The organism is Micromonospora sp. NPDC049559 (assembly GCF_040676675.1).
In the GTDB taxonomy this organism is placed as follows: Bacteria; Actinomycetota; Actinomycetes; order Mycobacteriales; family Micromonosporaceae; genus JBFAPK01.
The window spans coordinates 255,345-278,239 of the sequence record NZ_JBFAPK010000001.1; the positions used below are offsets into that span (position 1 = coordinate 255,345).

15 protein-coding genes and 3 tRNA genes are annotated in these 22,895 nt (G+C 71.3%); 7 read left to right on the forward strand and 11 right to left on the reverse strand.

Features of this window, described 5'->3' with window-relative positions; translation table 11 throughout:
* Nucleotides 1–123 precede the first annotated feature (123 nt).
* The 11 genes from AB0J86_RS01125 to AB0J86_RS01175 form a co-directional block, all read right to left on the reverse strand.
* Entirely contained in the window at nt 124–4,158 is a 4,035-nt protein-coding gene (locus AB0J86_RS01125; protein WP_363850546.1) for a discoidin domain-containing protein, read from the reverse strand.
* A gap of 109 nt (nt 4,159–4,267) precedes the next feature.
* Complete coding sequence (locus tag AB0J86_RS01130) at nt 4,268–6,697, reverse strand: discoidin domain-containing protein (RefSeq protein WP_363850549.1); 2,430 nt, start codon at nt 6,695–6,697, stop codon at nt 4,268–4,270.
* A gap of 88 nt (nt 6,698–6,785) precedes the next feature.
* Nucleotides 6,786–6,989 (reverse strand): hypothetical protein, encoded by a 204-nt coding sequence (locus tag AB0J86_RS01135; protein ID WP_363850552.1) that lies wholly within the window; start codon nt 6,987–6,989, stop codon nt 6,786–6,788.
* Entirely contained in the window at nt 6,989–8,620 is a 1,632-nt protein-coding gene (locus tag AB0J86_RS01140; RefSeq protein ID WP_363850555.1) for a glycoside hydrolase family 13 protein, read from the reverse strand. Before AB0J86_RS01140 ends, AB0J86_RS01135 begins: the two co-directional genes overlap by 1 nt.
* A gap of 113 nt (nt 8,621–8,733) precedes the next feature.
* On the reverse strand, nt 8,734–9,615 hold the full coding sequence (locus AB0J86_RS01145) for a carbohydrate ABC transporter permease (protein WP_363850558.1): 882 nt from the start codon (nt 9,613–9,615) through the stop codon (nt 8,734–8,736).
* Between the two features lie 11 nt (nt 9,616–9,626).
* Nucleotides 9,627–10,643 (reverse strand): sugar ABC transporter permease, encoded by a 1,017-nt coding sequence (locus tag AB0J86_RS01150; RefSeq protein ID WP_363850561.1) that lies wholly within the window; start codon nt 10,641–10,643, stop codon nt 9,627–9,629.
* 7 nt (nt 10,644–10,650) lie between these two features.
* Entirely contained in the window at nt 10,651–12,003 is a 1,353-nt protein-coding gene (locus AB0J86_RS01155; RefSeq protein ID WP_363850564.1) for an extracellular solute-binding protein, read from the reverse strand.
* Nucleotides 12,004–12,338: 335 nt separating this feature from the next.
* Nucleotides 12,339–14,174, reverse strand: coding sequence for a glycoside hydrolase family 15 protein (locus AB0J86_RS01160; RefSeq protein ID WP_363850567.1), 1,836 nt, complete (start codon nt 14,172–14,174; stop codon nt 12,339–12,341).
* A gap of 94 nt (nt 14,175–14,268) precedes the next feature.
* The gene (locus AB0J86_RS01165) at nt 14,269–15,270 is read right to left on the reverse strand and encodes a LacI family DNA-binding transcriptional regulator (protein ID WP_363850570.1); all 1,002 of its coding nucleotides are present in this window, start codon (nt 15,268–15,270) and stop codon (nt 14,269–14,271) included.
* Between the two features lie 76 nt (nt 15,271–15,346).
* On the reverse strand, nt 15,347–16,711 hold the full coding sequence (locus AB0J86_RS01170) for an NAD(P)/FAD-dependent oxidoreductase (protein ID WP_363850573.1): 1,365 nt from the start codon (nt 16,709–16,711) through the stop codon (nt 15,347–15,349).
* 48 nt (nt 16,712–16,759) lie between these two features.
* Complete coding sequence (locus AB0J86_RS01175; RefSeq protein ID WP_363850576.1) at nt 16,760–17,704, reverse strand: phytoene/squalene synthase family protein; 945 nt, start codon at nt 17,702–17,704, stop codon at nt 16,760–16,762.
* Between the two features lie 217 nt (nt 17,705–17,921).
* Between AB0J86_RS01175 and crtI the strand changes: the two genes are divergently transcribed.
* From crtI to AB0J86_RS01210, 7 genes are all read left to right on the forward strand, one after another.
* A complete protein-coding gene (gene crtI, locus AB0J86_RS01180) occupies nt 17,922–19,421 on the forward strand; it encodes a phytoene desaturase family protein (RefSeq protein ID WP_363850579.1) in 1,500 nt (499 codons plus the stop codon).
* Nucleotides 19,418–20,107 (forward strand): isopentenyl-diphosphate Delta-isomerase, encoded by a 690-nt coding sequence (gene idi / locus AB0J86_RS01185; RefSeq protein WP_363850582.1) that lies wholly within the window; start codon nt 19,418–19,420, stop codon nt 20,105–20,107. Before crtI ends, idi begins: the two co-directional genes overlap by 4 nt.
* A complete protein-coding gene (locus AB0J86_RS01190) occupies nt 20,097–21,038 on the forward strand; it encodes a MerR family transcriptional regulator (protein WP_363850585.1) in 942 nt (313 codons plus the stop codon). Before idi ends, AB0J86_RS01190 begins: the two co-directional genes overlap by 11 nt.
* Nucleotides 21,039–21,172: 134 nt before the next feature.
* A complete protein-coding gene (locus AB0J86_RS01195; protein ID WP_363850588.1) occupies nt 21,173–22,042 on the forward strand; it encodes a polysaccharide deacetylase family protein in 870 nt (289 codons plus the stop codon).
* A gap of 239 nt (nt 22,043–22,281) precedes the next feature.
* Nucleotides 22,282–22,354: transfer RNA gene (locus tag AB0J86_RS01200), tRNA-Glu, on the forward strand.
* A 66-nt stretch (nt 22,355–22,420) separates the two neighbouring features.
* A tRNA-Asp gene (locus tag AB0J86_RS01205) sits at nt 22,421–22,497 on the forward strand.
* A gap of 107 nt (nt 22,498–22,604) precedes the next feature.
* Nucleotides 22,605–22,678: transfer RNA gene (locus tag AB0J86_RS01210), tRNA-Phe, on the forward strand.
* Nucleotides 22,679–22,895: the final 217 nt, after the last annotated feature.

Below are 22,895 nucleotides of genomic sequence, written 5' to 3' on the forward strand. Positions count from 1 at the left end.
GCGGGGGGGGCGCGCGCGCGGCCCCCCCCCCGGGGGGCGGGGCGGGCCCCCCCCCCCCCCCGCGCCCCCGGGGCGCCCGGGGCGGCCCCCCCCCCCCCCCGCGGCCGGCGGTACCCGACGCCGTCAGTTACGGACGATCGTGAACGTGGTGGTGGTGTTCTTGATGTCCTGGAAGTTGTTGCTCAACCGCAGGTTGGTGAAGGTGGCCGAGCCGACCGCCGGACCCTGGCCCGGCTCCGGCATCTCGTTGACCCAGATCCCGAAGCCCGACTTCGCGTCGAACGCGTCGCCGCTCTTGCGGGCACCGCTGATCGACACGTTGGTGAAGACCGTGTCGGTGATCGGGTTCTGCGGTTGGCCGCCGACGTAGTTGGTCTGGAACATGATGCCCGAGTAGGTGGGATCGACGATGTCGACGTCACTCACCCGGATGCCCCGGAACTCCTTCGAGGCCGAGAACATCCAGATGCCGGGGAAGGTCTGTGCTCCCCAGAAGTGGCCACCCGACCGGACGATCGAGGCGTTCTCGACCCGGGTCAGCCCCGGACCGAACCCGACGAACGGGTACCCGAAGTCCAGCGAGCTGATGGTGATCCCGGAGTAGACGAGCTGGTCGGCGATGTAGAGGTTGCGGAAGATGTTGTTCTGTCCGCCGTACACGGCCAGGCCGGCCGCCCGCCACGTCAGCGTCGCGGTCAGGTTCTCGAAGGTGTTGCCCGTGTTCGCCCCGCCGCCGGCGTCGGTGGCGGAGAAGAGCGCGAACGCGTCGTCCCCGTTGCCGCGCGCCTCGACGTTGCTGACCAGGTTGTTCGTGCTGCCGTTGGTCATGTTCACGCCGTCGGCGAAGGTGTTGCGGATCCGCGAGTTCTTGATCGTGATGTTGCTGACGTGCACGCCCCAGAACATGCAGACGGTGTGTTCGACCCAGACGTTGTCGAAGGTCAGGTTCGAGACGTTCTGCAGCTCACCCCAGACCTTGCCGGGGCCGTCGATGCGGGAGGTGTAGTTGCCGAAGAAGGCGAGCTTCTCGAACGAGGTGCCGTTCGCCGTACCCTCGACCCGGAAGCCGGCGTCGGTGTTCTCCTGGCCCTGCGGGGTCTCGAAGCGGGTGTACCACATGCCCGCGCCGACGACCTTGACCGCCTTGCCGTAGACCTGGAACTTCTGCGCGGTGCTGTACGTGCCGGCCGGCAGGTAGACACCGATCAGGTTGCCGCTGGTGTCCATCCGCACCCGGTCCAGGGCGTTCTGCACGTCCTGGTGGGTGAAGCCGGCCGGTACGGCGTACCGGGCCGGGTCCGGGTTCGGCGCCGGCGCCACCTGCTCCAGGTTGACGAAGTCGATGGCGTACGTGGTGGTGTTCGCCGCGTCCTTCTGCAGGCGGATCTTGCTACCGGCCGGGACCGTGCTGTTCAGCATGACGTTGGCCTCGTCGTAGATGTGCCGCGCGGGACCCGAGCCGGGCGAGTTGTTCGGGCTGGCCTCGTTGCCGTAGAGCCACGCGTACCGCGACGTGAGGTTGATCGCCTTGTGGAAGGTCCCGTTGACGTAGACGTTCAGCGTCGAGTTGATCCCGCCGCCGCCCGCCGCGTCCGGCATGGAGAAGCGGGTCACCAGCGTGTTCGTGCTGGCCCGGGTGGTGAACTCGACGAACGACCCGGTCGAGTTGAGCGTCACCGCCCGGCGCCCGGAGGCCTCACCGGCCAGGTCGCCGATGTCCCGGTTCGGGCTGAGCACGTTCGCGCCGCCGCCGACCACGCCGTCCTCGGCCTCGTACATGTCGTACGGCATGTTCGCGCCGCGACCGACGAAGAGCGGCTGCTCGCTGGTGTTGTTCGCCTGCTTCACCGGCAGCTCGTTGGCGTCGTTGGCGAGGACCGTACGGATGGTGAAGCGTCCGTTCGCCGCCGTCCAGGTGCCGAGGCTGACCGGGGCGGTGGTGGCCCCGGCCGCGATGGCGCCGCTGTACGAGCCGGTCAGGGTGCGCACGGTGGCGCCCGTGGCGGCGTCGATGACGGTCAGCGTGATGCCGTGGGCGCCGCTCGCCGAGGCGACCGTGCCCTGGTTCTTGATCGCCACCGTGAAGGTGACCGTGTTGCCGCCCGCCGGGTTGCTCGGCGACCAGCCCACCGGCGAGACGACCAGGTCCGAGCTGGCGACCGGGGTCACCACCAGCGAGGACGGGTTGGTGAAGGAGTTGTTCGCGTCGTTCTGCTCGATCACGCTGTTCGACTCGTCGACCTTCGCGGTCAGCGAGTAGGTGCCGGCGTTACGGGTACCGGCGTTGGCCGAGACGGTGGTCGAGGCGCCGGCCGCGAGACCGCCGACCGAGGCGGTGCCGGCCAGCGTCGTACCGAGGTAGAAGTTGACGTTGGTCGCGCCCGACGCCGCGGTGCCGGCGTTGCGGACGGTGGCCGAGAGCGTGACGTTGTCGGTCTCGACCGGGGAGGCCGGGCTCCAGGTGGCGGCCGTGACGGTCAGGTCCGGGTTCGGCGCCGCCGTACCGATCACCTGGAACTCGGCGACCTGCCCGGAGGGGGCACCCGTGTTCGAGGTGATCTGGAGCCGGAAGTCGGCCGCGGTCGCGCTGACCGGGATCGACACCGTGTTGCCCGAGGACGGGTTGAAGTTGTACGCCGTGGCCGGCGAGACGCTGGTGAACGACGACGCGCTCTGCTCACGGGCGAGCACCTGGATGGTCTGGGTACGCGGTCCCCAGGCCGAGTCCGGGTTCAGCTTCACCACCACGGTGTTGACCACGGCGTTCGCGCCGAGCTGCACGGTCAGCACGCTCGGGTAGCCGCTGCCCTCCCAGTACGTCGCCACGTTGTTGTCGTTGGCGTTGGTCGGTACGAAGGTGAAGGTCGAGCCGGAGGCGGTGATCGGCTTGCCGACGGCCAGGTTGGTGCCGGTGCCGCCGCCGCTGCCGGTACGGGTGACCGTGTTGCTGTTGCCCGACTGGTTGCCGGCGGCGTCCCGGGCCCGCACGTAGTACGAGACGGTCGCGGTGTCCGGCTGGCTGTCGGTGTAGGTCAGCACGTTCCCGGCCACGCTGGTGCGCAGCGCGTTGTTCGCGTAGATGTCGTAGCCGGTGACGCCGACGTTGTCGGTCGAGGCGGTCCAGGTCAGCCGGATCTGCCCGCTGTTCGGCTGGGTGTACGCCAGGTTCGACGGCGCGCTCGGCGCCTGGGTGTCCCCGCCCGTCGGGCCGTACACCTCGAACTCCGAGAGCTGTCCGGCGGGCCAGCCCGTGTTGGCCGTGATGTTCAGCCGCACGTACCGGGTGGTGGTGGCGTCGAAGTTGATCGTCACGGTGTTGCCGCTGGCCGGGTTGAAGGTGTAGCCGGCCGAGGCGACGATGGTGGTGAAGCTCGACCCGTTGGTGCTGCCCTGCACGGTCAGCGTCTGGGTACGGGTCTGCCAGGCCGAGGCCGGCGGCAGCTTCAGCACCAGCCGGTTCACGCTGATCGACGAGCCGAGGTCGGCCTGGATCCACTGCGGGAAGGCGTTGTTGGCGCTCTCCCAGTAGGTGTCCGCGTTCCCGTCGCCGACGTTGCTCGCCCCGTACGCCTGGGTGAAGCTGCTCGCCGTGAAGGTGGCCGCCGCCGCGGCGGCGAGGTTGACCGCGGAGAGCGCGGCCGGGCGTACCTCCAGCTCGCCGAGCTGGGCGGCCCGCGCGCCGCTGTTCCCGGTCACCTTGACCCGGACGTACCGGGCGTTGCTGGCCGGAAACGTGACCGTCACCGCGTTCCTCGCGGCCGGGTCGAAGGTGTACGTCGCCTCGCGGGCGAGCGTCGAGTAGCTGCTCCCGTCGGCGCTGCCCTGCACCGCCAGCGTCTGGCTGCGCTTGGACCAGTCGGCCGGCAGCTTCAGCGTCACCCGGTCGATGGTGGCGCTGCGGCCCAGGTCCACGGCGGCGGACTGCGGGAACGCCCCGCTGCCCTGCCAGTAGCTGGCCTGGTCGCCGTCGGCGATGTTGGCCGCCGCGTGGGCGGGGTCGGCCCCGGTCGCGGCGGCGGGTGCCTTGGCGGCGAGGTTGGGTCCGGTCGCCGGCGCGGCCGGCGCGGCGAGCGCCGGTACGGCCGGCAGCGCGGCCACGACCAGGCCGGCTGCGATGGTGCCGGTGGCGAGTCGCCACGGCACGAGGGTGCGTTTCATTGCGTTCCGTCCTTTCCTGGCGGGAACGACAAGTGGTGGTGGGTGTGGTGGGACGTGGTGTGGTGCGGTGCGAGGAAGGGGCCCCTGGACAGGGCCCCTTCCTGACAGCTCAGGCGGCGTAGACCTCGAACTCGGAGAGCTGGCCGGCGGGCCAGCCGGTGTTGCCGGTGAAGGTCAACCGCAGGTACCGCTGCGACGTCGCCGGGAAGGTGACGGTCGCGGTGTTGCCCGAGGACGGGTCGAAGACGTACCCGGCCGAGGCGCGGACCGTCGCGTACGACGAGCCGTCGGTCGAGCCGAGCACCGACAGCGTCTGGGTACGGGTCTGCCACGCGGCGGCCGGGGGCAGCTTCAGCACGATCCGGCTCACCGAGCGGGCGGTACCGAGGTCGACGGTGATCGACTGCGGGAAGGCGTTGTTGGCGCTCTCCCAGTAGCTGCTGGCGTTGCCGTCGACCGCGTTGGCCGCCACGTAGTTCTGCGTGACGCTGGTCGCGCTGACCGGACGGCCGGCCGCCAGGTTGCCGCCGGTGGGCGGGGGCGTCGTGGGCGGGGGCGTGGTGGGCGGCGTCGTCGGGTTGCCGGTCGGCGGGGTGGTCGGCCCGCCACCCCAGCGCGGCTCGGGCCACGGGCCGCAGTACGGCGTCGACGTGTACCAGCCGGAGTTCCCGGCGCCCTGGGTGATCTGGAAGCCGCTGCCGACGCAGTTGTGGATCGGTACGGACTGGGCGATGTTGGTCGCCCGGACGTTCGTGAACGAGACCTGGCTCGGCGCCTGCACCTGGAGCGCGTACGTGCCGGCCCCGTCGATGCGTACGTTGGTGAGGTTGATCCCGCTGCTGGTCCCCTCGATCCAGTGCAGCGCCGCGTACGAGCTGTCCAGGATGTCGGTGTCGGTGATGTTGATGGTGGCGCCCTGGATCGGCCCGTTCAGCGCGTCGAACCAGATCGCCCCGACGCCGAAGCGCCAGTTGTAGTCGGAGTTGCCGTTGCGGATCAGGGTGTTGCGGGCCACCGTGATCGTGCCGGCGACGGCGGTCGGGCCGTTGACCCCCGGGTACCGGTTGGCGATGTGGATGCCACCGCCGTTGGTGACCGAGTCGGCGGTCACGTTGTCCGTGATCTTGATGTCCCGCCCGCCGTACGTGACCAGGTGGTTCGCCAGCACCGTCACGCCGATGGTGTTGAACGTGAACGAGTTGTTGACGTTCGGTACGTTCTGCGCCCACATGGCCAGCGCGTCGTCGCCGGTGTTGCGGACGAAGGTGTTGGTCACCGTGGAGTTGGTGACACCCCAGTGGAAGTTCACCCCGTCCGCGGTCTGGTCCAGGATCCGGCTGTTGCGGATGGTGAAGTTGTCCATCGGCCCGTCCATCCAGGCGCCGACCTTCGTGTGCTGCAACCACACGTTGTCGACCACCGAGTTGGACATGGCCCCGCCGATCGCGTTGACCTGGTCCTCGTCCACGCGCTCCCGGATGTCGCCGATGATGGCGAAGTCCCGCAGCGTGACGTTGCGGCTCGGGCCGTTCGCCTCGTGCGGGCGGATCTCCCCGCTGTAGCCGCCGCCCGGCACGTACTTGCCGTAGATGCCGGCCGCCCGCTTGCGGTTCACCGGGTCGCGACCGCCGAGCACGCTGTACCAGGGTCCGGCGCCGCGCAGCGTCACCCCGTCGACCACCACGTGGTCGTAGAGGGTGAAGGTGCCCTGCGGGATCCAGACCGCCCGCCCCTGGGCCCGGCCGGCGTCCACCGCCGCCTGGAACTTGGCAGTCGAGTCGGTGGCGCCGCTCGGGTCGGCGCCGAAGTCGGTCACCACGTCCAGCACCCCGGCCGGCTTGGTGATCGGCCCGCCGACCAGTTCGAAGTCGGCCAGGTCGATGGTGAAGCTGGGCGACTGCGCGGTCGAGTTGACCTGGAGGCGCACCTTCGTACCGGCGGCGAGCGTGGAGCCGAACATGGTCCGGGTCTCGTCGTAGAAGTGGTGCGGGTTGCTGTCGCCGGGGTTGTTGTTGAACGGGTAGCCGCCGTAGAACCAGCCGTACCGGGAGGTGACCGGGACGGTCTTGACCAGCGAGCCGTTCGCCCGCAGGTCGATGGTGGCGTCCCGCCCGGTCCCCGACGGGCTGTCCGGCAGGCTGTACCGGAAGGTGACCGCGTTGGCGGGCTTCGTGAGGGTGAACTCGACGTACTCGCCGACCGCGTCGAGCGTCACGGCCTCCCGGCCGGACGCCTCCGAGGGGAGCGTGCCGTAGTAGCGGTCCGGCCCGATCTTCGTGCCGGTGTACGCCGCCTCCTCCGCCTCGTGCTCGACGAACGGGACGGTGGCGCCCCGGCCGACGATGTCGAACGGGGAGAGCCCGGCGGCCTCGGCGGGCGTCGCCGAGCCGACGGTGAGGACGGTGATCGAGGCCGCCGCGAGGGCGGTGCCGGCCAGGGCCGCCAGCCCGGCGCGGGCGCGGCGGCGCGGGGTTCGGGCGGCGGTACGGATGTTGGGAGCGGTGCCGGACGTGGGCGCGCCGGCGCAGTGGTTGGCCATCGGCTGTGCTCTCGCTTTCGTCAGGTTGGCCAGTTCCCCCGTTGTTCTGCTGCGTGGAGCCGCTGTGTCGTGGTGCGTGGAGCCGCTGTCAGTCGGTCCTCCCGACCTCCGTTCCCCGCCGCCCTGCCGGCGGCGCGGCGTACGCCCCGGCGGTGGGGTCGGCGTACCCACCACCGGCGCGTACGGCCGCGCCGCCGGACGCGGTACGGACCGCCCGGCTGGCGGGGCCGGCGGTCCGCGCCCCGACGCGTACCCGTGCCAGGTGGCACGCGCCGGACGATATCGAGGACATTAGATCTGCTTCCCGGTGCGGAGCCAGGCGGCCGTGTCGACGGGGAGCAGGTCGCCGTCGAGCGGGCCGCTGGCGAGCAGGACCTCGCGGTGCGCCGGCAGCCGTACCGGCGCGGCGGAGAGGTTCACCACACAGGCGAAGTCGTCCCCTCGGGCGTACGCGAGGACCGCCTCCGGCGCGGGCAGCCAGCGCAGCTCGCCGTCGCCGAGGGCCGGCTCGGCGCGCCGCTGCCGGATCGCCTCCCGGTACAGCTCCAGCATCGAGCGCGGGTCGCCGGTCTGGACCTGTACGGTGCGGTCCTTCCACTCCGCCGGCTGCGGCAACCACGGCTTCCCCGTCGCCGCCTCGGGGCTGAAGCCGAACGGCGCCGCGTCCCCGGACCAGGGCAGCGGGACCCGACAGCCGTCCCGGCCGGGGTCGACGAAGCCCGAGCGCGGGAACATCGGGTCCTGGCGCAGCTCGTACGGGATGTCCTCGACCTCCCAGAGGCCCAGCTCCTCGCCCTGGTAGACGTACGCGGCGCCGGGCAGCGAGAGCAGCAGCAGCACGGCGGCGCGGGCGCGGACGGTACCCAGCTCCAGGTCGGTGGGGGTGCCCTCGCGCTTGGTGGCGAAGCTGAAGGTGGTGTCCTCCCGGCCGTAGCGAGTGACGTGCCGGGTGACGTCGTGGTTGGAGAGGACCCAGGTGGCCGGCGCGTCGATCGGTACGTGCGCGGCCAGCGTGCCGTCGATGCACTCGCGCAGCTTCGCGGCGTCCCAGGCGCAGCCGAGGAAGTCGAAGTTGAAGGCGGTGTGCAGCTCGTCGGGGCGCAGGTAGTTGGCGAAGCGCTGCCGGTTTGGCATCCAGACCTCGCCGATCAGCGCCCGGTCGGGGTACTCGTCGGCGATCCGCCGCCAGCTCCGGTAGATCTCGTGCACGCCGTCCTGGTCCCGGAACGGGTGCTGCTGGCCCGGTACCGTCTCCGGCAGCGCCGGGTCCTTGACCAGCAGCCCGGCCGAGTCGATCCGGATGCCGTCCACGCCCCGGTCGAACCAGAACCGCAGGATCTCCTCGAACTCGGCGCGCACTCGCGGGTGGTTCCAGTTGAAGTCGGGCTGCTCGGGGGTGAACAGGTGCAGGTACCAGTCGCCGGGGGTGCCGTCCGGGTTGGTGGTACGGGTCCACGTCTCGCCGCCGAACTCGCCGACCCAGTCGGTCGGGCGCTGGTCGCCGTTGGGGCCCCGGCCGGGACGGAACCAGAACAGCTCCCGCTCGGGCGCGCCGGGGCCGCCCGCCAGCGCGGCCTGGAACCAGGGGTGCGCGTCCGAGCAGTGGTTCGGCACGATGTCGACGATCGAGCGGATGCCGTACCCGTGCGCCTCCTCGATCAGCGCCTCCGCCTCGGCGAGGGTGCCGAAGACCGGGTCGATGTCGCGGAAGTCGGCGACGTCGTAGCCGGCGTCGGCCATCGGCGAGGGATACCACGGGCCGAACCAGATGGCGTCGACGCCGAGCTTGGCCAGGTAGTCCAGCCGGGCGCGGATACCGGCGAGGTCGCCGATGCCGTCCCCGTTGGCGTCCGCGAAGCTGCGCGGATAGACCTGGTAGATCACCGCGTCTCGCCACCATGGACGGTTGCCTGCTCTGGACACGGGTACCTGCTTTCTGCTGGTCGGTATCGGATCGGCCGGCCCCGCCGTCCGGGTCGCCGGGAACGCCGTCCGGCTCGCCGGGGGCGTCGTCCGGGTCGGCCGGACTGGCCGGGTCAGCCCTTCATGGCCCCGGAGGAGAGCCCGCTGATGATGCTGCGCTGGAAGATCAAAAATACGATGATCATCGGTACGCTCGCGATGACCAGGCCGGCCATCATCTCCGTCGGGGGCACCTGGCTGACGCTGGCGAGCCGGCTCAGCGCCACGCTCAGCGTCTGCGACTCGGGGTCCTGGAGGACCAGCAGCGGCCAGAGGAAGTCCTTCCAGATGCCGATGATCGCGAAGATCGAGACCACGCCGAGCACCGGCCGGGAGAGCGGGAGCACCACGTTCCAGAGAATCCGCAGCCGGCCCGCGCCGTCGATGCTGGCGGCGTCCAGCAGGTCGTCCGGGATCTGGTCGAAGAACCGCTTGAGCACGTAGATGTTGAAGGCGTTCGCCGCCGCCGGCAGCCAGAGCGCCCACGGGGTGTTGAGCAGGTTGACGTGGAAGATCGGCAGGTCGCTGACGGTCAGGTAGGCCGGCACCAGCAGCGCCGAGGCGGGCAGCATCAGGCTCGCCAGCATCAGCCCGAGCACCAGCCGGCCGAGGATCGGCCGCAGCTTGGAGAGGGCGTACGCCGCCGCGACGTCGACCACGAGCTGGATCAGCCAGCCGCCGAGCGCGTACAGCACCGTGTTGGTGAAGTAGTGGGCGATCTGCAACTGGTCCCACGCCTCGGCGTAGGTGCCCGGCTCGAACGACTGCGGCACGAACGTCGGCGGGGTCAGCGCGTACTCGGCCGGCGACTTCAGCGCGCTGGTCACCATCCAGTACAGCGGGAAGACGAAGACCGCCACGAAGAGGATGGTCACCACGGCCAGCGTGGCGAAGTAGACCACCCGGGAGCGGCCCCGCCGCAGCTCCGTGTCGGAGATGAGAGTTCGGTTGCTCATGGCGTGACCTCTCAGTCCGCGCGGCGGGTCAGCCGCAGGTAGATGGCGGAGAAGACGGCGAGCACCACGAAGAGCAGTACGCTCATCGCCGCCGCCATGCCGAAGTCGTGGTTCACCGTGAAGGCGTACCGGTAGATCAGCACCATCACCGTGATGGTGTCCGGGTTCGTGGTGCCGGTGAGCTGGTAGGGCTCGATGAAGACCTGCATCGTCGCGATGATCTGCAACAGCAGCAGGACCAGCATGATGAAGCGCAGCTGCGGGAAGGTGACGTGCCGCAGCCGGCCCCAGACCGACGCGCCGTCCAGCTCGGCGGCCTCGTACAGCTCCCCGGGGATGCTCTGCAACGCGGCCAGGTACATCAGCGTCGCGCCGCCGAGGTTGGCCCAGGTCGAGACCAGGACCAGCGAGATCATCGCGCTGCCCGACCCCTGGGTCCACTGCGACTGCGGCAGGTTCACCGCGCCGAGCAGCGAGTTGAACAGGCCCTTGCCCGGGTCGTAGAAGTACTGCCAGAGCAGCACCACCACGATCGGCGGCAGCATCACCGGCAGGTAGACGGCGATCCGGAAGAAGCCCTTGAAGTGGCGCAGCTCGTTGAGGAGCACCGCGATCGCCAGCGGGACCAGGTAGCCGAAGATCAGCGCCAGCCCGGTGAAGTAGATGGTGTTCTTCCAGGCGGTCCAGAAGAGCGGGTCGTCGAAGATCGCCTTGAAGTTGTCGAGCCCGACCCAGTACGGGTCGGTGACGAAGTTGACCTGCTGGAAGCTGAGCACGACGCCCCGGACCAGCGGGTACCAGGAGAAGAAGGCGAAGCAGGCCAGCCCCGCGGCCATGAAGGCGTACGCCAGGAGGTTGTCCTGGATCTTCCGGCGGAGCCGGGCCCCGCCCGCCGGGGGCGTCCGGTCCGGACGCCCCCGGCGGGTCGAGGGTCGGTGGACCGCCGGCGGTACGGCGGTGCCCGGCGAGGCGGCGGCCCGGTACGCCACCGCGTGCTGGGTTGCGACGGTGTTCTGCCGGCGGCCCATCGTCTGCCTACTTGACCGTGGCGAGGATCGAGTTGACCTGCTTCTCGGCGTCGGCCAGCAGGGCGTCGATGTTGGCGTTGCGGTCGGTCAGCACCTTCTGCATCGGCACGTCGAGCACCGCGTAGACCTGCTGGGCGTTCGGCGGCTCCAGCTTGATCGGGATGCTGCTGGCCGCCGCGGCGAACGGCGCGTAGTTCTCCTGCGGCACGTTGGCGTACTTCTTGTCGGCCGCGGCCTGCTTGGCGGCGGCCTCACCCGTGAAGATCTGCGGCTCGGGGAGACCCACCGGCTGCTTGGTCTCCGCCATCCACTTGTTCTCCGCCTCGAACCGGTCGGGGCTGGTGAACCAGAAGGTCAGCCACTTCAGCCCGGCCCGGATCTTCTCGGGCGAGGCCTTCGCGTTGAACATGTAGCCCTCGCCACCGGCGAGCGTGCCCTTGCCCTCGGGGATCGGGCCGAGGCCGTAGTCGGCGAAGTTGCCCTTGTACTGGTTGACGATGGTCTGGAGGTTGTCGGCCGTCGCCACGTACATGCCGAGCTTGCCGGAGCCCATCATCTGCAGCAGGTCGGCCCACTCCAGCAGCTGGCGGCTGCCCATGCTGTTGTCGGTCCAGCGCATGTCCTTCAGCTGCTGGAGGACCTGCTTGCCCTGGGCGTTGTTGAAGGCCGCCTTCCAGGTGTCGCCCTCCTTGACGGCGACGTCCCCGCCGAGCGAGTACAGCTCGGCCGTGAAGTGCCAGCCGCCCGTGTTGGACTTGCTGTAGTCGCCGTACCCGACCGTACCGTTGCCGAGCGCCGCGATCTTCTGCGCCGCGGTACGGACGTCGGCCCAGGTCTTCGGCGGGTTGTTCGGATCCAGCCCGGCCTTCGTGAACAGCGTCCGGTTGTAGAGCAGGCCCAGCGAGTAGTTCTTGTACGGCAGGCCGTAGACCTTGCCGTCCGGGCCGGAGAAGACCTTCATGATGTCCGGCCGGACCTGCTGGACCACCGGGAACTCGCTGACGTACTTCGAGATGTCCGCGACCTGGCGCTTGGCGATCAGGCTCTGCGGGTCGGTGAAGTACACGTAGAAGACGTCTTCGAGCTGGCCGCCGGCGAGCTTCGCGGAGAACGTCTTCGGGTCCATCTTGCCCTCGACGGGCTTGACCTTGATATCCGGGTTGAGCCGCTCGAACTCGGCCACGTTGTCGAGGAACCGCTGGTGGGTGGCCGCCTCGGTCGCCGGCGGGAGGCCGTTGATCGTGAGAGTGATCTTGCCGTCGCTCGGCTCGTCCGACCCACCGCCGCAGGCGGTGAGGGACAGGCCGACCCCGGCGACGAGCAGGAAGCCGACGGCTCTGCGCAGCCTGGATCTGGTCATGGGACGAACACCCTTCCTCGGGTGGTGCGCGCGGGAATGTGATGTGGCTCTCGTACGTGTCGTGTTTCGTGGCGATGACGATACAAACACGAACCGGTTGCCGCAAGAAGTCAACGAGAATTAGAAAGACTGCGACTACTCTCCGCCCGGGCCATCCGCCCGCAATCCACCCCATCCACCCGACTCGATCGACCCGCCGGGTTCCCGCGTCGACCGGGGAGCCGTGACACCGACAAGGTGGGCAGCACGGGACGAACCATCGGCCGGGGCGGCCCAGCGGCGGCCGGCTCAGCGGCCGGGGCGGCCCAGCGGCGGGTGGCTCAGCGGCGGGTGGCTCAGCCGCGGGCGTCGAGGAGCCGGTTGAGGCCCAGCGCGGCGCTGATCAGCGAGAGATGGCTGAACGCCTGGGGAAAGTTGCCAGTCTGCTCGCCGGTCGGGGCGACTTCCTCGGAGTAGAGGCCGAGCGGGCTGCTGTAGGTGAACATCTTCTCCAGCACCAGCGCGGCGTCGTCGAGACGTCCGGACTGCGCCAGCGCCTCGACGTACCAGAAGGTGCACATGGTGAAGGTGCTCTCCCGACCGGGAAGGCCGTCGGGCGAGGCGGCCGGGTCGTACCGGTAGACGAGGCTGTCGGAGACGAGTTCCGCGTCCATGGCCGTCAACGTCGACTGCCACAGCGGGTCGGTCGGTGCCACGAATCCGACCGATGGCATGGCGAGCAGCGCGGCGTCCAGGACATCGCTCGCATAGTGCTGCACGAAGGCACCGCGCCCGGGATGGAATCCGCGACTAATGATCTGTTCGTAGATCTGGTCCCGGGCGTTCACCCATCGACCGGTGTCACCCGGCCGGCCGCGCTGGTGCGCGAGGCGGACCGCGCGGTCGAGGGCCACCCAGGACATCAGGCGCCCGAAGGTGAAGTCCCGGCGGCCGCCGCGCGTCTCCCAGATCCCCTCCTCGGGTTGGTCCCAGTTCTCGCAGAGCCAGTCCACCATCCGCACCGTGCTCAGCCACTCCGCGTGCGAACCCATCAGGCCGTGGGTGTCGGCGAAATGGAGGGCGTCGAGGGCCTCGCCGTAGATGTCGAGTTGCAGTTGCCGAGCCGCACCGTTGCCCACGCGCACCGGTGCGGATCCCCGGTACCCCTCAAGGTGGTCCAGCACCTCCTCGGTGAGATCCGGCGAGCCGTCGACGCGGTACATGATTTGGAGCGGTACGCCGAACTCCTCGGCGTCCCGGATCCGGTCGTCCACCCATCGTCGGTACTGCCGCGCCTCGTCGGTGAAGCCCAGCCTGAGCAGGGCGTACACGGAGAACGACGCGTCGCGGATCCAGGTGTAGCGGTAGTCCCAGTTGCGTTCCCCGCCGATCTGCTCCGGCAGCCCGGCGGTGGGGGCGGCGATCACCGCGCCGGTCGGTGCGTACGTCATGAGCTTGAGCGTCATCGCGGACCGCTCGACCATTTCCCGCCAACGCCCGCTGTACCGGGACCGGGCGAGCCACTCCCGCCAGAATTCGCGCGTCCGCACCAGCATGTCGCTCACCTCGGCGGGGGTGAAAAGGCGCGGGGGGTCAGGCGACACTCCGGTTTCCACGACCACACCCGACTGCTCGCCCTCGCGCAGCGTGAAGGTCACGCTTACGCCGCTCTCCTCGCTCCGGTGGATTGTCCGTTCCCTGAGCCGGGTGTCCGGGTATCGCACCGCGCTAATGGTGAGGGAGTACGCGGAGGTGCGGAAAAGCTGTCCTTCGAGGTGCATCTCGAGTTCGTGCGGATCCCGACCGTAGTTGAAGCGGGGTTCGCACTCGAATCGGAACCGCATGGCGCCTCGGACCACCCGCAACATCCGCACCAAGCAGTGCCGGTCGGTGGGGCGATCCCCGGCGACGGGCATGAAGTCGACCAGTTCCCCGACGCCGTCCGTGCTGAGAAAGCGGGTGATCAGGATCGGCGTTCCGGGCAGGTAAAGCTGCTTGCACGTGTACTCGACACCCTCGGGCGACACCCGGAAGTGACCACCTCTGTGCCGGTCGAGCAGTGCGGCGAAGAGGCTGGGCGAGTCGAACCGGGGGGCGCAGAACCAGTCCAGCGTGCCGTCCGACGCCACCAGCGCCGCAGTCTGGAGGTCGCCGATCAGGCCGTGGGCCTCCACCGGAGGGTACGAATCCACTAGACCACCCCACCTCGTCCGGGCAGCCGGATACCCCGAGCCCGCCGCTACACACGGCGGTCCCGGTGATCGGGTGGGGGTGGGACGGTGCGGACTACCGCTTGCGGGCCGGCGCGGTGGACGCCCGCACCACCAGCTCCGGCTCGAACAGCAGTTCGTCGTGCAGCACCCCGACGCCCTCGATCTGGGTGACGAGCAGGTCCACCGCCGCCTGCCCCATCGTCTCGATGGGCTGCCGCACGGTGGTCAGCGGCGGGTCGATGCAGGTCATCAGCGCCGAGTCGTCGAACCCGACGACGGAGATGTCGGCCGGTACCGCGCAGCCGAGCCGGCGCGCCGCGCGGATGGTGCCGAGGGCGAGCACGTCGCTCGCGCAGATGATGCCCGTGACGCCGCGCTCGATCAGCCGGGGCGCCACCACGCGGGCCGCCTCCATGGAGAAATTGCAGCGCACCGCGTACTCCTCGCCGTCGGACCAGCCGGCGACCTGCGCCATCGCGGCGAGCTTGCGGCGGGACGGCACGTGGTCCTCGGGCCCGAGCACCATGCCGATCTTCTCGTGGCCGAGCGAGCGCAGGTGGCCGTACGCCTGCTCGACGGCGACCGCGTCGTCGGCGGAGACGCGCGGGAAGTCCAGCTCGTCGACGCCGGCGTTGACGAGCACGACCGGCAGTCCCCGGTCGGTGAGGCGGCGGTAGTGGTCGTGCTTGGCGTCGGCGAGCGCGTACGACCCGCCCGCGAAGATCACGCCGGAGACCTGGTGCTCCAGCAGCATCTCCACGTAGTCGGGTTCGGAGATGCCGCCGATGGTGCGGGCGCAGAGCGCCGGGGTGAAGCCGCGCTGCGCGAGCGAGCCGGTGACCACCTCGGCGAGCGCCGGGAAGATCGGGTTCTGCAGTTCGGGCAGGACGAGCCCGACCAGCCGGGCCCGCTCCCCGCGCAGCTTGGTCGGCCGCTCGTAGCCGAGCACGTCGAGCGCGGTCAGCACGGCGGTACGGGTGGCCTCGGAGACCCCGTCGCGACCGTTGAGCACCCGGCTCACCGTGGCTTCGCTGACGCCGGCCTTCTTCGCGACCTCGGTGAGCCTTCTCGTCACGCCCGCAATCGTACGGCAAGGGGCTGCAAGAACTTAACCGGATCCTGCCACCCTTGCCGTCCCGCTTGCAGCCCTCTTACCGCAGATCCTGCAAAGCCGCCTCTATCGCCCGGTGGAACGTCGGGTACGCGTAGATCATGTGCCGCAGCGACTCGACCGGCACCGACCCGTGCACGGCCACCGCCAGCGCGCTGAGCACCTCGCCACCGACCGGCCCGGCCGACGTCGCCCCGACCAGTACGCCCCGCTCGGCGTCGGCGACCAGCTTGATGAAGCCCTCGTTGCCGGCCTTGTGGATCCAGCCCCGGGACGAGCCCGGCAGCTCGGTCAGCCCCACCTGCACGGAGATGCCCCGTTCCCGGGCCTGCTGCTCGGTCAGGCCGACCGCGCCGACCTCCGGGTCGGTGAAGGTGACCCGGGGCAGCGCCCGGTAGTCGGCGCCCGGCCCGCCCTGGCCGAGGATGTCCCGGATCGCGATGCCGGCCTGGTACATCGCCACGTGCGTGAACGCGCCGTGGCCGGTGACGTCGCCGACCGCCCAGATGCCGTCCGCCACCCGCATCCGCTCGTCGACCGGGAGGCTCCGCTGCTCGGGGTCGACGCCGACCGACTCCAGCCCCAGCCCGGCCAGGCGGGCCCGCCGGCCGGTGGTGACCAGCAGCCGCTCGCCGGTGACCACGGCCTCGGTGGAGAGGTACACGGTGAAGCCGTCCGCGTCGTGGCGTACCCGCTCGGCGAGCGCGCCGGTGTGGATCTCCACGCCGTCCGCCCGCAGCGCCGCCGCGACCAGCACCGACGACTCGGGCTCCTCCATCGCGAGCAGCCGGCCGCTGTGCTCCACGATGGTCACCCGTACGCCGAACCGGGCGAAGACCTGGCCCAGCTCGACGCCGATCGCCCCGCCGCCGAGGATGACCAGCGACTCGGGCAGCTCCTCGACCTCGACCGCCTCGCGGTTGGTCCAGTACGGCGTGCCGGCCAGCCCGTCCACCGGCGGGACGACCGGGGCGCTGCCGGTACCGATCACGATCCCGCGGTTCGCCTGGTAGACGTCGTCGCCGACCCGGACCCGCCCCGGCCCCTCGATAGTGCCCGTGCCCCGGACGAAGTGCCCGCCCTTGCCCGTGAAGCGCTCGACCGCGACGGTGTCGTCCCAGGTATCCGTGGCCTCCTCGCGGATCCGCTTGGCCACCGGGGCCCAGTCCGGGACGACCTGGGCGCTGCCGGCCAGGCCGTCGACGCGGCGCGCCTCGGCGAGCGCGTTGCCCGCCCGGATCATCATCTTGGTCGGCACGCAGCCCCAGTACGGGCACTCGCCGCCGACCAGGCCGCGCTCGATCCCGACGACGGTGAGACCGGCGGCCGCGAGCTTGCCGGCCACCTCCTCGCCGCCGACCCCGAGCCCGACCACCACCACGTCGACCTGCCTGTCTTCCGTCACCCGGACAGCATGGCGCACCCGCCGCGGCGGCGACCATCCGCCCCGCCGTCAGCCGGTCGCCGCCGGCGGGCGCGGGGCCAGCGCAGGCGGGCGCGGCCCGGGTACGACGACCGGGGTGCCCGGCGCGGTCAGCAGCGCCCGGGCGGCCACGACCGCGCGGCGCCAGTTCGGTACGACCGCGCGCCGCGCGAAGACGTCGTAGTCCGCGGCGGCCACCTCGTCGAGGATCCCGCCGTAGAGCTGGTACGCGGTCCGGATGCAGGTCTGCGAGCCCGGGGTGAGCAGGACCACCCCGGGGGCGGCCGCCGCGTAGTGGAGCTGGGCGCGGCCGACCTCGTACTCGATCAGCTCCTGGATCCGTGGGCTCGCCGCGCGCCGCGCGGCGGCCGTGACCAGGTCGTCCCGGGTGACCCCGAACCTGTCGAGGTCCTCGCCGGGCAGGTAGACGCGGCCGCGCTCCAGGTCCTCGGCGACGTCGCGGATGAAGTTGGTGAGCTGGAAGGCGAGCCCGAGCTGGCGGGCCGGCTCGCGGGCGGCGGCCCGGTCGGAGCTGCCGAGGATGGGCAGCATCATGCTGCCGATCACCGCCGCCGAGCCGTCCATGTAGTCGAGCAGGTCGTTGTAGGTGTCGTACGAGGTGACCGTGAGGTCCATCGCCATGCTGCGCAGGAAGGTCGAGAAGTCGGCGGTGTCCAGGTCGAACGCGGCGATGGTGTGCAGTACGGCCGGCAGCAGCGGATCGTCGACGGCCGCGCCGTGCAGCCCGGCGACGAAGCGGTCGGACCACTCGGCGAGCCGGGCGGCGCGGGCCGCGGGTGGCAGTTGGTCGGTCCGGTCGACGATCTCGTCGGCGTACCGGGTGAAGCCGTAGAGGGCGTGCACGTGCCGCCGCTTCCAGGCGGGCAGGAGGCGGGTCGCCAGGTAGTAGGTGCGCCCGTGTCGCCGGTGCAGTTCGCGGCAGCGCTCGTAGGCAGCGGTGAGATCCGTCCGCACCGTCTCCCCTCCAAGCTGATCGATGCACTAATCGACGCAACTGACACTCTACGGTACGCTGCGCGGACATTCCGGCAGCGCGACCACGGGCCTTGCCGCCCGCGTACCGCCGATCCGACCCGGCAAACCGGTCGGTTCGTACGGTCACACTCGCCCGACTCCCTGTGACGGCGACGCATTGGCGGGCATGATGTGAGGATCCCAAGGGGGTGAGGGCATGCGCACCGTTACCGGACGCAGCGACCACGTGGTCGTGGTCGGCGCCGGACTCGGCGGCCTGGCCTGCGCGCTGCACCTGGCCGGCGCCGGGCGGCAGGTCACGGTGCTGGAGCGCGAACCGGTACCGGGCGGGCGCGCCGGGCGGCTCAGCCTGCCGGCGCCGGGCGGTGCCGAGCGGTACGAGTTCGACACCGGGCCGACCGTGCTGACCATGCCGGAGCTGCTCACGGACGCGCTGGCGGCGGTCGGCGAGGAGCTGGCCGACTGGGTGGAGCTGGAGCTACTCGACCCCGCCTACCGGGCGCACTACCCGGACGGCTCCACCCTCGACGTGATCACGGACACGGCCCGGATGGCGGCCGAGATCTCGCGCGTCTGCGGACCCCGCGAGGCGGACGGCTACCTGCGCTTCGTCGAGTACGCCCGGCGGCTGTGGCGGCTGGAGCGCGCGGACTTCATCGACCGCAACCTCGACTCGCCCCGCGACCTGCTCACCGCCAACCTGCTGCGGCTCTTCGCGGCCGGCGCGTTCCGGCGACTGCAAAGCAAGATCAATCAGTTCTTCGCCGACCCGCGGACCCGGCGGATCTTCTCGTTCCAGGCGATGTACGCCGGCCTCGCCCCGCACGACGCGCTCGCCATCTACACGGTCATCGCCTACCTCGACTCGGTCGCCGGGGTCTACTTCCCCCGGGGCGGGATCCACGCGGTGGCTCGGGCCATGGCCGGCGCGGCCGAGAAGCACGGCGTGCAGATCCGGTACGGCACCACGGTGAGCCGGGTGGAGACCAGCGGCGACCGCGCCACGGGCGTACTGACGGCCGACGGCGAGCGAATCGCCGCCGACGTGGTGGTGCTCAACCCCGACCTGCCGATCGCCTACCGCGACCTGCTGCCGCCCACCCGGGTACGCCGGCTGCGCTACTCGCCCTCCTGCGTCGTGCTGCACGTCGGCTCGCGACAGGCGTACCGGGGGGCGGCCCACCACAACATCCACTTCGGGCGGGCGTGGCGGCGCACCTTCGACGAGGTGATCAAGCAGGGCCGGCTGATGACCGACCCGTCCCTGCTGGTCACCAACCCGAGCCGGAGCGATCCCGGGCTGGCGCCCGCCGGCCGGCACACCTACTACGTGCTCGCGCCCGTACCGAACCTGGAGGCGGGGCCGCTGGACTGGCGCGGCGACCTGCCCCGGCGGTACGCGGACGAGCTCATGGCGACGCTGGAGCGGCGCGGCTACGTCGGCTTCGCCGAGGGCGTCGAGGTCTCCCGGATCGTCACGCCGGCCGACTGGGCCGACGCCGGAATGGCCGCCGGTACGCCGTTCGCCGCCGCGCACAGCTTCGGCCAGACCGGCCCCTTCCGCCCCGGCAACCTGCACCGCACCCTGTCCAACGTGGTCTTCGTCGGCTCCGGCACGCAGCCCGGCGTCGGCGTACCGATGGTGTTGATCTCCGGGAAGCTCGCCGCCGCCCGGGTGACCGGAGGTGTTCGATGACGTCTTCCCGCGAGGCACACCTGGTCGAACTGGTCGACGAGACCGGGCGGCCGACCGGCGCCACCACCGTCGACGAGGCGCATCAGGCACCGGGCCGGCTGCACCGCGCCTTCTCGGTGCTGCTGGTCGCGCCCGACGGGCGGATGCTGCTCCAGCAGCGCGCCGCCGGCAAGACCCGCTTCCCGCTGCGCTGGGGCAACTCCTGCTGCGGGCACCCGCCGCCGGGCGGGTCGCTCACCGACGCCGCGAACCTGCGGGTACGCGAGGAGTTGGGCGCCGGGCCGGTGCCGCTCACCGAGGTCGGCGTCTACGTGTACCGGGCCGAGGACCCGGTCACCGGGCGGGTGGAGCACGAGTACGACCACGTGCTGTTCGGGCGGTTCACCCCGGGCGACCCGTTACGGCCGGACCCGACCGAGATCGCGGACCTGCGCTGGGTCGACCCGGCCGGGCTGCTCGCCGAGATCGACGCCGAGCCGCAGCGGTACGCGCCGTGGCTCGGCGGGGTGACCGAACGGCTGCTCCGGCACCGGGCCGGCGACCCGGCGGGCCCGGCAGCCCGGCTCGACGCGGGCGAACCGGCGGGCCCGGCGACGCGGCTCGGCTCGCACGAACCGGCGGCCGCCGGGTCGGTCGGGACCGGCGCGTCGCTGGAGGAGGCACCGGAGCGGTCGGTTGGGCGATGACGCCCTCAGCGCGGGGGCGGTGGCCCGCCGGCTCGGCATCGCCGTCACCACCCTGCGCACCTGGCACCAGCGCTACGGGCTCGGCCCGAGCCAGCACACCCCGGGCCACCACCGTCGCTACACCCCGCAGGACCTCGACCGCCTGGAGGTCATGCGCCGGCTGACCGCCGAGGGGGTCACCCCGGCCGAGGCGGCCCGCTGGGCCCGCCGCCCGCCCGACCCGCCGGTACCGGAGCAGGCCACGGCGCACCGCCAGCAGCCCGGTACGCGCCGCGCCGGCGGCGGCTTCGCCATCCCGGTCGGCCGGGCCGGACCCGCCGCCCGGGGGCTGGCCCGGGCCGCCATGCGGCTGGACGCGGCCGCGATGCGCGACGCCCTCGACCGGGCGATCCTGGCCGACGGGGTGGTCGCCACCTGGAACGGGCTGGTCCGGCCCGTGCTCACCGGCATCGGCGAGCGGCACGCGGCCACCGGCGCCCTGGTCGAGGTCGAGCACCTCGTCTCGCGCTGCGTCTCGGAGGCGCTGGCCGGCGCGGCCCGGCGGGCGGTACTCGGGCCGGGGCCGGCCCGCATCCTGCTCGCCTGCGCCGACGAGGAGCAGCACAGCCTGCCGCTGGAGGCGCTGGCCGCCGCGCTGGCCGAGGTCGGCGTCGGCTGCCGGCTGCTCGGCGCCCGGGTACCGGCGGCGGCCCTGCTGGGGGCCGTACACCGGACCGGGCCGGCGGCCGTGGCGGTCTGGTCGCACGCGCCGGCCACCGCCGATCCGGGCCCGCTCGCGGCGCTGCTGGCGAGCCGGCGGCGACCGCTGCTGGTGCTCGCCGCCGGGCCCGGCTGGCATCCCCCGGCGCTGCCGCCGGGGGTGCTGCGGCCGGGCACCCTGGAGGAGGCGTTGGCGCTGGCCGTGGCGGTACGGAGATCGCTGGATCGGTGACGTCCCCGCCGTCCTGAAGGTCGCATACCCCCTCCGCGATGCGCATGGACGGCACGGCGTCCGGGAACACGATCGGTATTCGTTTCCGCTAGCGTGGGTTCGCCTTGTTCCCGAAGCCCCCTCGGGTGATATCCATGCCGCGACACGCCGCTATTGCGGCTCGCCTCACCGTGCCGGGACATGCCGCCTTCGCGGCCCGTCTGGCCGCGCTGGTGTTGCTTCTCGGTATCTGGCCGCTCGGCGACCTACCGGCCGAGGAGACCACCTCCTGGCGCAGCAGGACCATCGACGCCGCCGCGGGGTCGCCGAGCCCCGCGCCCGGGTCGCCGGACGGTCCTGGTGCCGGTCAGGAGGGCGCGCCGAAGGGCGGCGGCGCGAAGCCGGGCAAGCCGCCCGCGCCCCGGCCCAAGATCGGGCCGCACGGCACCCGGCGGCTGACCGGCGTGTCGGCGGTGGCGCTCACCTTCGACGACGGGCCGCACCCGACCTGGACCCCGAAGATCCTGGAACAGCTCCGCACCCAGCAGGTCAAGGCGACGTTCTGCCTGGTCGGTACCCGGGTCCGCAAGAACCCGGAGCTGGTGGCGCAGATCGTGCGCGAGGGGCACACCCTCTGCAACCACAGCTGGGCGCACGACCTGCGGCTGGGCAAGAAGCCCGAGGCGCAGATCCGGGCCGACCTGGACCAGACCAACCGCGAGATCCGGCGGGCCGTACCCGGGGTCAGGATCCCCTTCTACCGGCAACCCGGCGGCGAGTGGACCCCGTCCGTGGTGCACGTCGCCAAGGCGCTCGGGATGGTCCCGCTGCACTGGGACGTGGACCCCCGCGACTGGGACAAGCCCGGCGCGCCGTTGATCACGAAACGGATCAGCACGACCACCCGCTCGGGCTCGATCGTGCTGCTCCACGACGGGGGCGGCGACCGCAGCGCCACCCTCGCCGCCTGCCCCGCCGTGATCGGCGAGCTGAAGCGCCGGTACGGCGTAACCCTGCTCAAATGATCTCCCCGGCCGCCTGCTCATAAATCTTGGTACGGGGTGGCCCCCCGAGGGGCCCGCTCGTACCACGATTGCCCAACACCCGCCGGGAGCGGCCCAGCCGCAGCTCAGCGGCGGGTGGCGGGCCGGGGCGATACCGGTTTGGTTGGGCGGGTCGGCATCACGTATGCTTTCGAAGCCTCCGGCGGGGCCGGATGGGAGCACAGCCGCACAAGTTGCCAGTGTGCAATGATGGCGGGGCCGCCCTCATCGTCTAGCGGCCCAGGACGCCGCCCTTTCAAGGCGGTAGCACGGGTTCGAATCCCGTTGGGGGCACGGTGACACCCCCCGGCCCGGCCGGGGGTAGCAAGACTAGTAATATTCCGGCTCGGCCGGTTGCAAGGTCCTGTGGAGCAGTTGGAGTGCTCGCCGCCCTGTCAAGGCGGAGGTCGCGGGTTCAAGTCCCGTCAGGACCGCCAGCGCCGCTCGCCGCGCGTGCCATACGCGCGGCGTTCTGCGTTTCGGGACAGCTAACCCGGTCGGCGGCTCACCCACCGGACGGGTAAGATGACCCGAGCACCATCCCGGCCAGGTAGCTCAGTTGGTACGAGCGTCCGACTGAAAATCGGAAGGTCGGCGGTTCGACCCCGCCCCTGGCCACATAGCCTTTCGCCGGGCTTAGCACAGCGCCGACCAGCGGAAACGCCGGTCGGCGCTGTTGCTTTTGCAGCCGGAAAGAGCCAGCTGGTGATCTTGCGGTCTCAATCCACCGGATTCACGACGCCGTCCGGTTCCCCGCCCGCACGATGCACCTCGACGGCGTGCCGTGCCCGACCTGGTCGTCGTACCCGAGCTGTTGCAGATCATGACCGATGGT